At 63.1% G+C, this 12,018-nt stretch carries 9 protein-coding genes; 4 read left to right on the plus strand and 5 right to left on the minus strand.

The genetic code is table 11. The annotated features are described in order from the left end of the window. Nucleotides 1-2: 2 nt before the first annotated feature. From Q8J98_RS12355 to Q8J98_RS12365, 3 genes are read right to left on the minus strand one after another with little or no spacing between them, the layout of a single operon-like run. Nucleotides 3-554 carry an OsmC family protein gene (locus tag Q8J98_RS12355; RefSeq protein WP_305294617.1) on the minus strand — a complete coding sequence of 184 codons (552 nt, stop codon included), beginning with the start codon at nt 552-554 and terminating at the stop codon, nt 3-5. Then, nucleotides 547-1,866 (minus strand): PLP-dependent aspartate aminotransferase family protein, encoded by a 1,320-nt coding sequence (locus Q8J98_RS12360; protein WP_305294619.1) that lies wholly within the window; start codon nt 1,864-1,866, stop codon nt 547-549. Before Q8J98_RS12360 ends, Q8J98_RS12355 begins: the two co-directional genes overlap by 8 nt. A 27-nt stretch (nt 1,867-1,893) precedes the next feature. After that, on the minus strand, nt 1,894-3,096 hold the full coding sequence (locus Q8J98_RS12365; RefSeq protein WP_305294620.1) for a methionine gamma-lyase: 1,203 nt from the start codon (nt 3,094-3,096) through the stop codon (nt 1,894-1,896). Between the two features lie 113 nt (nt 3,097-3,209). On the opposite strand from Q8J98_RS12365, the gene Q8J98_RS12370 reads away from it, so the two are divergent. The 4 genes from Q8J98_RS12370 to Q8J98_RS12385 all read left to right on the plus strand — a co-directional run bounded on the left by Q8J98_RS12370 (nt 3,210) and on the right by Q8J98_RS12385 (nt 6,021). After that, a complete protein-coding gene (locus Q8J98_RS12370; protein WP_305183387.1) occupies nt 3,210-3,668 on the plus strand; it encodes an Lrp/AsnC family transcriptional regulator in 459 nt (152 codons plus the stop codon). 418 nt (nt 3,669-4,086) lie between these two features. Beyond that, entirely contained in the window at nt 4,087-4,506 is a 420-nt protein-coding gene (locus Q8J98_RS12375; protein WP_305294621.1) for a response regulator, read from the plus strand. Between the two features lie 186 nt (nt 4,507-4,692). Then, nucleotides 4,693-5,646: a PleD family two-component system response regulator gene (locus tag Q8J98_RS12380; RefSeq protein WP_305294622.1), complete on the plus strand. Its 954-nt coding sequence runs from the start codon at nt 4,693-4,695 to the stop codon at nt 5,644-5,646. Nucleotides 5,647-5,745: 99 nt separating this feature from the next. Then, nucleotides 5,746-6,021, plus strand: a complete 276-nt coding sequence (locus tag Q8J98_RS12385) for an Hpt domain-containing protein (RefSeq protein WP_305294623.1) — start codon at nt 5,746-5,748, stop codon at nt 6,019-6,021. 47 nt (nt 6,022-6,068) lie between these two features. Here Q8J98_RS12385 and Q8J98_RS12390 read toward each other — a convergent pair whose 3' ends face one another. Together Q8J98_RS12390 and Q8J98_RS12395 are read right to left on the minus strand one after the other, a co-directional pair. Further along, nucleotides 6,069-10,484, minus strand: a complete 4,416-nt coding sequence (locus Q8J98_RS12390) for a PAS domain S-box protein (RefSeq protein WP_305294624.1) — start codon at nt 10,482-10,484, stop codon at nt 6,069-6,071. A gap of 478 nt (nt 10,485-10,962) precedes the next feature. Continuing rightward, nucleotides 10,963-11,820 (minus strand): cysteine hydrolase, encoded by an 858-nt coding sequence (locus Q8J98_RS12395; RefSeq protein WP_305294625.1) that lies wholly within the window; start codon nt 11,818-11,820, stop codon nt 10,963-10,965. Nucleotides 11,821-12,018 lie beyond the last annotated feature (198 nt).

Consider the following 12,018-nt stretch of genomic DNA (forward strand, 5'->3'; position numbering starts at 1 on the left):
GCTCAGGCCCCGGACCGGGTCGAGACGATCTCGCCGCGCAGCGCCACCGGGTTGAGGATGGTCTGCGCATTCGGGCTGTGCGCCACGGCCCTGGCGTGCAGCGCGGCCAGTTGCTCGGGGCTCGCATCGGCGGTCACATGAATTGTATAGCTGATTTCGGGAAAGCCGACCGGGGAATTGCTGCCGATCCCCAGAAAGCCGCGCAGGTCCAGCGTCGCGTCAAGGTCGATCCGAAGGCTTTCCAACTGGATGCCCTCGGCCGTTGCCCCGGCAACGAAGGCCACCATCATGCAGGCCCCCAGCCCCGACAGCAGCAGTTCCTGCGGGTTCGGCCCGTGGTTGTTGCCCATCAACTGCCGGGGTTCATCCACCTTCCAACTGAAGCACCGGCTGACCCGGTGCGGCCCCACCCGCATCGGCTTGGCCTCGGCGCGGCTGCGGGTGCCGCTTTCCCAATCGAGAATGACGCCGTAATCCATCAGAGCCTCCTCGGGGGCACCGGTCACCTCGTTGACGAATTCGCTGAGCGCGGCGGTGGGCAGGCTGTTACGCATGGGTCGCTTCCTTTGCGGCGGAAATCTGGGCAAGGGCCTGCTCGAAATCGGCGATCAGGTCGGCGGCATCCTCGATCCCGACCGACAGGCGCACGCAGCCGGGATGAATGCCGATGGCGGCGCGCTGGCGGGCGGTATAGCTGGCCTGCGAGGTGTTGAAGGGCAGGCTGACCAGGCTTTCCACCCCGCCAAGGCTGGTGGCCTGCTTGGGGATGCGCAGCGCGCCCACTAGTTGCAGCGCTGCCTGATCGCTTTCGACAAAGAAGGTCACATTGCCGGTGCCGTTCTTCAAGAGCCGCCGCGCCAGCGCGCGGTCGGGGTGGCTGTCGAGCAGCGGATAAAAGACGCGCGTCACCGTGGGGTGGCCTTCCAGATAGCGCGCCAGCGCATGGGCGCTTTCCTCATGCGCGCGCATCCGGATCGCCAGGGTTTTCAGGCCCCGTTCCAGCAGGAAACAGGCATGCGGGTCGAGCGAGCCGCCATAGTTCAACAGCCGTGGCCAGATCATGTCGATCAGCTTGCGCGGACCGGCGGCGACGCCTGCAATCAGGTCGCTGTGGCCGTTGAGGTATTTCGAGGCCGAATGCACCACAACATCCGCCCCCTGTTCCAGCGCCCGCATGGCAATCGGCGGGGCAAAGGTGGCGTCGATCACCAGCCGCAGTCCATGGCGGCGGGCGATTTCGGCCAGCCGGGGGATGTCGATGATTTTCAGCAGCGGGTTGGTGATCGCTTCGAAATACATCAGCTGCGTCTCGGGCCGGATCGCCGCCTCGATCGCCGCGAAATCCTGCGGATCGACCAGCGTGGCCGACATGCCGAAGGTCGGGAATTCCTGATTGAACAGGTTCCAGGTGCCACCGTAAAGATCGGCCGAGGCCACCACATGCGCGCCCTTGTCCACCAGCGCCATCACCGTGGCGGTGATCGCCGCCATGCCGGAGGAAAACACGATAGCCGATTCCGCGCCTTCCAGCGCCGCCAGCTTTTCCTGCACCGCCCATTGCGAGGGGTTGCCGTAGCGCGAATAGATGAAACGGTCGCGGGCGAAGCCTTCTTCGATGGACCCGTATTGATCGGCGTTCAGAAGAAAGGTCGAAGCCTGATAGATCGGCGTGCCGACTGCCCCGGTGCGCGCATCGTCATGGGTGCCGGCATGCACGGCCGTGGTCGAAGGCCCGGCGGCGGGCAGATGATGACCGGGCAGAAACGGCCCCGCGCCGCGCTTGCGGTCAAGGCGGTTCAGCCAGCCGCCTGCGGTCGGGCGCGGGGCGCGGCTGGTCGCATCACCGCGAATTGGGGTGTCGGTCATCGGCTCCTCCGGCTGTCGGGTAAGGGGTCAGGCAGCTTCGGCGTTGTGGGCGGCCAGCGCCTGCATCAGGTCATCGAGAATGTCGTCCACTCCCTCCAACCCGACCGAGAGCCGCACCAGCCCTTCGGCGATGCCATGCGCCGCGCGTTCCTCGGGGGTATAGGTGGAATGGGTCATGGACGCGGGGTGCTGGATCAGGCTTTCGGCGTCGCCCAGACTGACCGCGCGCTGGATCAGCCGCAGCCGGTTCATCATGGCAATGCCACCCGCCTTGCCGCCGACCACCTCAAACGGGATCATGCCGCCGAAAGCCCCCATCTGCCGCCGCGCCAGCGCGGATTGAGGAAAGCTGTCAAGACCCGGGTAATGCACGCATTTCACCGCCGGATGCGCCTCAAGCGCGCGGGCGATGGTCAGGGCGGCGGCGGAATGCGCCCGCACCCGCAGCTCCAGCGTCTTGATGCCGCGCAGAAGAAGCATCGCGCTGAACGGCGACATCACCGCCCCGGTCATGTCCTTGATGCCAATGAGGCGGATCTGCGCCATGTCCTCGGCCCGCCCCACAACCAGCCCGGCGATCACATCGCCGTGGCCGCCAATGTATTTGGTAGCCGAATGCACCACGATATCGGCACCATGCTCAATGGGCCGGGTCAGCACGGGGGTCGCATAGGTGTTGTCCACCACCACCTTCGCCCCGTGCCGGTGGGCGATCTCGCTGATCGCGGCGATATCGACCAGGCGGTTGTTTGGGTTGGCGGGCGTCTCGAAATAGACGATCCGGGTCTTCGGCCCGATCACCGCCGCAAGGTTGGTCGGATCGGACAGATCCACTGGGCGCACCGTCACACCAAAGCGCGGCAGGCCATGCGTCAGAAAGGCAAAGGTGCAGCCGTAAAGTGTTTTGTCGAGGATCACCTCGTCGCCCGCCTGCAAAAAGGTCCAGAGTGTCGAGGTGATCGCCCCCATGCCCGAAGCCGTGCAAAGCCCGGCTTCCGCCCCCTCCAGATTGGCGATTCGGGTTTCCAGATGCGCCAGCGTCGGGTTGGAAATCCGGCTGTAGAAATGCCCCTCGGCCTCGCCCGCAAACATCGCGCCGCCTGCTTCGGCGGTCTCGAAAGTGAAGGTGGAAGTCAGATACAAGGGTGGGTTCAGCGCTCCCTCGTTTTGCTGCGGATCATAGCCATGGTGAATGGCGCGGGTGGCAAAGCTTGTTGGGGAGGCGTGCATGGCAGGGTCCTTCTCGGCGCTTTCACGACTTTGCGCTTCCCCTGGTGACATTTTATTGCTATATATGCCAACCTTAGGATTGTTTTTGGCATTTAATGCCGCTATGGAAGCAAATGGACCAGAAAGACCGCCAGATCATCCGCGCCCTGCAGCGCAATGGCCGCGCCACGAATCTTGAAATTGCGGCCGAGGTAAACCTGTCGCCATCCCCTTGCCTGCGCCGAATGCGTCTGCTGGAGGAAAGCGGTGCGATCCTGGGTTATCGGGTCGTAGTCGATGCCAAGGCCTATGGCCTTCCGGTCACCGTTTTTGTTCGTATTCGGCTGGAGCGTCACAGCGCCGAACTGGTGAACCATTTTGAGAAGCGGGTCCGGGCGCTGGATGAAGTGCTGGAGTGCCATCTGATGACCGGCCCAGCGGACTATCTTTTGCGAGTCGTGGTCTCCGGTCTGGACGCCTACGAAGATTTCATCCGCAACCGCATTCATCCGATTGGGGGCATCGGCTCGATCGACACCAGCTTTGTGTACGGCACGGTCAAGAACACCGGGGTCTTTCCGCCGATGGATTGACGGCATCGTCAGAACCGATTGCCGCTACCCACGATATCCGCCGATATCCGCTTCGGGCGCGGTCAAATCACTCTGGCCGAAAGGAGACCCGTCAAACGGCAAACCATTCGACCCGCCGCTTGAGCCATCAGCGCCAGGCGGCATGACCTGAACCAGATGAACTTGTACTCTCCCATCCAGAATCTGCGCGGTTGTTCCAAATCAGTGACGACGGACAGGTGAAATCGCCGCCTGGTTCTTCCCCGAATCCGCGCCTTTGACAAACTCGCCGCGATAACGGTAGCATGCCGGGCGGCACCGGTGCCAAGGCCTGGGCTGGGGCCGGGCGCGTCGGAAGGTCGCGCGGCTATAGTTGCGGCCCGGCGCGGGTTCAAGCTCTGAACTCGCGGTGTTTCGGCCAGGAAGTTTCGGTAGGGTGATGAGCGAAAACGCAGCGCATGACGGTGAACCCGCGGCCCGGCGCGCCAGCTGCCTGCTCGCCGAGGACGACGAGGTCAGTCAGGAAATTGTCGCGCATTTCGTGGCCTCTCTCGGCTTTGTCGATCTCGAAATCGCATCGGATGGGCGCGAGGCGCTGGGCCTGTGCATGGCGCGCAAGTTCGACCTGCTGATTTTTGATCGCAAGATGCCTTTCATTCACGGCGACAAGCTGATCAGGCACCTGCGCGCCTCGAGCAATGTAAATTCCGCTACGCCGACCATGCTGTTTTCGGCCTCGTCGGGTGCCGAGATCGTCGAGCTTGGCGCATCCTGCCCTGCCGACATGATCCTGTCGAAGCCGATCAACCGGAACGAATTTCTTGCGGCGATCCGCGATCTCTTGCAGCCGTCGCGCTGACTGGTCGCGGAATCATGCCCCGCTTTGATTCGATTGGCCCCGCGTGGTTGGAAATCTCCCGGTATTACCGGCAATTCGACGTGAATTTGCCACGATTCGCCCTTAAGCAGAGAGCGGACGCATGATCAGGGCACTGAACCTGCTTTTCCCGGAATGTGCGCCGAACTGAAACGAAGGCAGAACATCATGCGAATTCTGGCGGTCGATGACGACACGGTCTTTCTTGAACTGATCCTTTCGGCGCTCCGTTCTCTGGGCTACGACGATGTCGTGACAGCGAATTCCGCCGAGCAGGCGCTGGAGAAGATCGAACTGGCGAAGCTTCCTTTCGATTGTTTCTTGCTCGACATCCAGATGCCGGGCGTGAGTGGGGTCGAACTTTGCGCGCGGGTCCGCAGGCTGGAGCTTTACCGCCGCACTCCCGTCGTGATGGTCACGGCGATGTCGGGGCGGCCCTTTGTTGACAGCGCCTTTGCCGCTGGTGCCACCGATTACCTCACCAAACCGCTCGACCGGCTCGAACTCAAGGCGCGCATGGGCATGGCCGCGCGCCTGCACGAAGAGCGCGAGCGGCTGGTGACCTACGCGCGCCAGATCGGGCTCTCGGTCGGCGCCGCCGAAATGCAGGTGGAATTCGATGCGGCGTTCCTGATCCCTGGCGTTGATCGCGCGATCGAGTACATGGCGCTCGAGAACTACCTGCTCACGCTTGGCCGCAAGAGCGTCCACGCCTATGCCTCGTTCGGGGTGCATGTTACAAATGCCGCAACCATCTACGCAAGGGCCGACGCGCCAACATTTGTCGCCATGCTCAGCGATGTGGCGCTGGCAATCTGCGACGGGGTCAAGACGGTGCAGGTGCTGTTGGCCTATGCCGGAAACGGCAATTTCGTCGGCCTGACAAGCCGGACGAATTCGACCGACCTGGAAGAACTCGAAAGGAGCATCAATTTTGCCCTCAGCGATTTCGAAGACATCTATCAAGCTGACAAGTTGCCCCTGCCCGAGGTAACGGTCGGCGAGCTTATTCGCGGCTCGGTGTTTTCGCTCAGCCGACCGACCAAGATCCTCGATCAGGCAATTCGCTCGGCACAGCCGGTTACAATCATCAGGCCGAAGATGAAGTTGCTCGCCGGATAAGCAGAGCGGGGGAGGGAAGCCGTGCACAATCAATGTTCAGATTGGCCAACACCGCCTGCTGCGGCAGTTCCGGGCCAGGCGCGGTTTCGAGAGCTTCTCGTGCCGAGAGTGTTGGCCTTCGAGAGCTTTCGCAAGGCCATCGAGGCGGGGCCGGGAGCAGATGCTGCGCTGCGCGATGTCGCGGCCCTTGCCCACAAGATTGCCGGAGCTGCGGAGGTGGTCGGCTATCCGAACGCCGGAGAGTTTTCCGCGGCGCTCGAAACCTCGATCCTGCGCGGCTTTGCTGCGGGCGCGACAGTCGCCGGGATATGGCGCGAGGCCGCACCCCTGTTCGAACGACTTCTTGACGAGATGGAATGCATTCTTGACGCGTGACCGGGTGCCGCGCCGCCGACGCACCCGACGGCGCGCATCTGTGGCGCTCAGCCTTTCCTGACCAGCGAGCGGATCGCCTTGGCCAATGCGGCCATTTCGACCGGCTTGGCAAGGCAGCTGTCAAACCCGCTCATCAGATATTCCGCTACCTGATGCGACATCGCGTTTGCGGTCACCGCAATGATCGGCACTTCGGGCGCGCCGCTTGCGGCTTCACGGTCGCGGATTTCGTGCAGCGCGGTCATTCCGTCCATTACCGGCATCGAGATATCAAGCAAGACAATGTCGAAATGCCCGGCCGCCCAGGCGTTCACCGCCTGCAGCCCATCTTCAACCATGGTGACATCAGCCCCCTTGCGTTGCAGCATCGCCTCCAGAACCGTGCGATTGATCGCATTGTCATCGGCGGCAAGCACGCGGATGCCCGCAAGCGAGGTTAGCGGCGCTTCGGCCTCGGCCAAGGCATTGGGCTGTTCGCTGACCGGCAGCGGCAGTTTCAGCCGGATCGTGGTCCCGACGCCGGGGCTGGAAGTGACGGTGATCGTGCCGCCCATCATTTCGACCAGCTTGGTGGTGATCGCCATGCCAAGCCCGGTTCCGCCGTAACGCCGCGTGATGGTGGTGTCTGCCTGCGAAAACTCCTCGTGCAGCGTTGCGATCTGTTCGGGGGTCATGCCAATGCCGCTATCGCGCACCTCGATGATCAGTGGCGCGTCCTTCTTGCCGCTGAGCTTGATCGTCACCTCGCCGCGCTCGGTGAACTTAATCGCGTTGCCCACCAGGTTATGGAGCACCTGCCGCAGGCGGTGCGGGTCGCCGATCCGCCACTGGTCGGCACCTGCGCCTGTCAGCACCTCGAAGCCAAGGCCTTTTTCCTGCGCGCGCAGGCTGTGCAGGTCTTCAACGCGCCGCGCAAGTTCGGTCGGCTGGAACGGGAATTGCTCTAGCGTCAGTTTGCCCGCCTCGATCTTCGACATGTCCAGAATGTCGTTGAGAATGTTCAAAAGCGTCTCGCCCGACTCGCGGATTGTGCCGATCATGCGCTGGTGAGCCTTGTCCAGCAGCGCCGATTCCAGCAACTCGGCCATCCCCAGCACGCCATTGAGCGGGGTGCGGATCTCGTGGCTCATATTGGCGAGAAAGGTCGATTTGGCGCGGTTGGCCGCCTCGGCCTGCGCCTTGGCAAGTGAAAGCTGCGTCACATCCGAGCCAACGCCGCGGTAGCCCTTGAAAGCTCCTTCGGCATCGAATATCGGCGTGCCGCTGATCTGCAACCACCGCGACTGACGGCCCGGTTGTGAGGGTCCGCGGTAAACAAAGTTGCGAAACGGCTGGCGGGCTGCACATTTGGCGGTCAGATCAGCCCAGTCGGCACCCGCCAACACCTCGGGATCGCTATTGATCCACTCGTCGCGGGTCTTGCCGATGATCGAATAGCCGGGCTCCCCGACCGCATCGACGAATTTTGTGCTCGACAGATAGGTAAAGCGCAGATCGGCGTCCTGTTCCCAGAACCAGCCCTCGCTCACCGCCGCAATGTCAAGAAACCGCTGCTCTGCCGCGGCGCGTTCGGCAATGGTTTTTTCCAGTTCGATCCTCGCCGCGACCTCGGCCTCTTCGCGAGCCTTCTGCGCGCTGATGTCGATCTGAACGCCCGCCATGAATTCTGCCCGGCCATCCTCACCGCGGCGGATGACCCGGCCACGGTCGGCAACCCAGACCCAATGCCCGCCCTTGTGGCGCATACGATACTCGGCATTATAGGAGTCGGAGCCGTTGGCGAGGCAGATATTGATCTGCACCTGCGCCGCAGGCAGGTCGTCGGGGTGCACCAGCCGCTTCCACTTCCGGTAATCAACCTGCCCCAACTGCGCAAGCTTATGGCCCAGCATGGCGGCCCAGCGCGCGTTGACCCATTGCTTTCCGGTCGCAATATCCCATTCCCAGGTGCCGACCTCGGCACCTTCGATCACGTTCAGCAGCCTCTGTTCAGCCAGTTTGAGCCCGGTGACATCGGAATGTACGCCCGCCAGCACCGCCGGTTCGCCATCGGCGGCGTAACGCGAAACGCTGCCGCGCGAGAGGATGTTGACCCAGTGGCCCTTTTTGTGGCGCATCCGGAATTCCTGCTCCAGCAGGCTGGTTTCCAAAGAAAAAACCCGTTCAAGCTGATGGTCGAATTCCGCCAGGTCGGCGGGGTGCACCAGCGTGCGGAAAGCGCCAACCGTGATCGGCCCCAGCTCTTTGCGCTTGTAGCCGAGCATTTCGATCCAGCGCAGGTTGACAGTGTATTCGCCACCCTCAAGCACCCATTCCCAGGTGCCGACCTGCGCCCCCTCGATCACGTTCAGCAGCCGACCTTCGGTTTCCTTCAATTCGCTGATGTCGGAGTGCACCCCCGCCAGCACCTCCGGGTTGCCGTCGGCATCGCGCCGCACGACACTGCCGCGCGACATTACCCAGACCCAGTGCCCGTCCTTGTGGCGCATCCGGAACTTGCTTTCGAACCGGTTCGCCTTGCCTGCCCTGATATCGTCCATCGCGCTTTGCGAGGCGGTAAGGTCTTCGGGGTGCGTCAGCCAGGCAAAGGTATCGATCGTTACCGGTTCCAGTTCGGCAAGCGTGTAGCCTAGCATCCCCGCCCAGCGGTCGTTGACCTTGTTCTCGTCGGTCGCGAGCGTCCATTCCCAGATCCCGACCTGCGCACCTTCGATGACGTTCCAGAGCCGCTGTTCCGCGCGCTTCAACCCGGTGATGTCGGCGTGCACCGAAATCAGCTCACCGGCGGGGGTGCGCCCCTCGGTGACGCGCAGCACGCGCCCGTCGGGCAAGACCTGAAGCCAGGCAAGCCCGCCGGTCTTGCGTCCGGCCAGGCGTTCGGCAAGCCAGGCTTCCTCGCGCCCGATCGCCTCGGGGCGCTGGCCTCGCGCAAGCTCGTTGCGGATCAGGTCCTCAAATCTGGCACCGGGCACCAGCATCGGCGCGGTCAGGGGATAGAAGTCCTTGAAACGTTGGTTGCAGATCACCATCCGGTCGTCGGCGTCATAAAGCACGAAGGCTTCGTCCAGCGTTTCGATTGCCGCGACAAGCTGGGTATGGAGCGCTTCTGCCTGTTGGGCCGCGGCCTTCAGCGACATTTCATGTTGCTTGCGTTCCGTGATGTCGGTTTGCACGGCCATGAACCCGGTCACTGCGCCTAGCGTGTCGCGCAGGGGTTCGATGTTCAGATCGAGCCAGTATTCCTCGCCCGATTTGGAGCGGTTCTGAATTTCCTCGCGCGCGGGCTTGCCCGCCCGCAGCGCCGCGCGGATTCTTGCCACCGTCGCCTGATCGGTCTTTTCGTATTGAACGAGCGGGCCGGGTCGCTTGCCGCGCACCTCGTCCAGTGTGTATCCGGTGCGCCGAGTATAGGCATCATTCACCCATTCGATGCGCTGGTCAGCATCGGTAATGGCCACAACGTTCGAGGTACGCCGGGCGACTTCGCTCAGCCGCCGCAGATCGCGCAACATCCCGGCTTCTTCGGTGATGTCATGGCTGATCAACAGGTAGCCCGCGCGATCATCCGGGCCGGCGGCGGGTCTGAGCGTCGCCTCAAGCCGGAAAAAGCGCCGGCCGATCGGCAGATCGAGCTGGTATTGCATGCCCTTCGGGCGCTGACCGGCATCAAGCGCGCGCATGAGCGCGCGGCTTTTCGCGGCGAGCGCCGCAGGCAGGACCTCTTCCAGAAGTTTGCCGACCACCTGCTCGGCCGGCGCGATCAGATGGTCGGTGTTGCCGACATGAACGAAGGTGAACCGGCCCTCGGCGTCGACCTCGACCAGAGCATCGGGCAGGGTTTCAACCACCGCGCGCAGCCGACTCAGTTCCAGCGCGCTTTCCGCACTGGATCGTTGCAGGTCTAGCAAGACGTCCTGCCGATGCTGGATCTGCGCCAGCGCATCGGCGAGAGGTGCGAACTGGTCCAGATCGGAAAGCAAAAAGGCACCGCCCGGCGCACCTGCCTCGAACAGCAGCATGCCGCGCAACTCACGGTCCCTGCGCATCGGCAGCAGCGCGACCAAAGCGGCGGCGGAACCTGCGTCGGGGCGGCGCTTGCCTGTTGCCCCGGCCCCTGCCGTGGCGGCGATACCGGTGCCAGTTTGCCCTTCGCCCAATGCGTCGGCCCAGGCGCGAAGCTCGCGCGCCGCCCATGGCCGCAACGCCCCTGACGTTTCGGCGGATGCGTCGGCCTGCCACTCATGGCTGACGCGCGGCGCATCGGCACCAAGGATGCGCACGATACTCACCCGGGCCGCGCCTAAATGGCCGCCGACGGAGCCAAGCGCCGATTGCAGCGCGGCGTCGATCCTGTCGTCGGGGCTAGCCAGCAGCGCGCCAAGAACCTCAATCAACAGCGCCCGCGCAGGCCCGGTCTCATCCTTCGCGCGGGTTTCGGTATCAGCAGAAATCCGGCTTCCCATCCAATGCCCTCGCTTGCCTCCGGCACGATAATCCACTTTTGACGATCGATCCCGGCCATTCTACTCCTGCGGTAGCAATATCGGCAACTCGGAACCGCAGGGTGAAGCCGAAAACCCGGCGTTCCGACGCTGGCCCGCGCAATCGCGGTTTCATGCGTCGCGTCCGACCGGCGCACGAGGCGCGTGTTGCCTCAAGGTCTCCAAGTGCTCTGGAACGCTCGGATCACATTCCGAAAAGACAGACTATGTTGAACAAGCAACCGGTTGGCCGCAACGCAATAACCGCGCCCGGGCCAGGTGGATGTCTCGATCTTGGCTCTGGTCAAGGCTGTCTCGTTTTGCCGCGTGGTCTGATTTTGGTGTCATCCTGAAGTTCCGCCTTCGGGCCTATGGCGGAGGGCGGAACAAATGGAAACGCGCTGTCCGTTTTCGCCCCGGGACTTGGAATGAAACCGGCAGCCAGGTGTGCTTCGCTGTTCTAGAGCGCCTCGATCAGCGCCACGGCCTCGTCCGCCGTCCAGACGGCGTTGGCGATGTAGCGAAAGTTGATGATGGCGGCGAGATAGCCATCCCCCTCTGGCAGCTTCGCCGCCGCAGTGGCATCGCTCACCACCGCGACTTCAAAACCCATTTCCAGCAGTTCGCGCATATGCGCTTCAACGCAGAGGTTGGCCGACCTGCCGACAAGGATCACCTGATCGACACCATTTTTGCGCAGGTGCAGGGCCAGGTCGTTCTGCTCGGGGCCATAGAGCTTGTGCGGCGAGGTGACGATGGTTTTGCCGTCGTTGATGAATTCGCTGAATTCGGGCATGAAATCCGCCCCAGAACCCGCGAAACCATCCAGGTCGGTCGGACCTTTGCGGTCGAACATGCCGATGGCGTGCATAAGCTTTTCCAGCGCGCCTTCGAATTTCCAGCCGTGATCCGTGGGGTAGTAGTAATGCGGCGAAACCGCCACTACCAGATCGGCCGCCTTGGCCGCCCGGAACAGCTTGCCGATGTTGGCGACGACGCCATGCTCGGTCACGCTTTCGCCGACAACGCCCCAGGTCACGCCATCGGGGCTGAGAAAGTCGATCTGCGGGTCGGTGACAACCAGTGCCACGCGGCCCTTGGTCAGCGCCATGTTCGAGCGCGGCAGCGCCGGTTCGACAGGCGGGTCGTAGGGCCCGGCTTGCGCCTCGGTCGCTCCGGTGCCGACAACGATGGCCGCCGCCGCTCCGATTGCCCCCGCGCCGTAGCGCCCTGTCGGACCGTTCGGAAAAATCCGTGGCCAGCATGATCCGTTGCATGGCGCTCCTTGCTGTCTTTCGGCTGTCCTTCCCGGACACACGCGGGTCCGCTCAGTTGATTGTCGCAGATCGACCAAGAACCACAATTCTGGGCTATTCTTTATTAAGGAACGTCTGATTAACGGCTTCGGCTTCGCCGAGATGGCCGTCTGAGCGTCGCTGGGGCACCTTTTTCGGGCAAATGGCATCGATTTTGCGGTTTCGGAGCCGCATCCGCGGCGGCGCGCCCGCTTTCGGGC

This window comes from Phaeovulum sp. (assembly GCF_030684035.1).
GTDB lineage: Bacteria > Pseudomonadota > Alphaproteobacteria > Rhodobacterales > Rhodobacteraceae > UBA6213.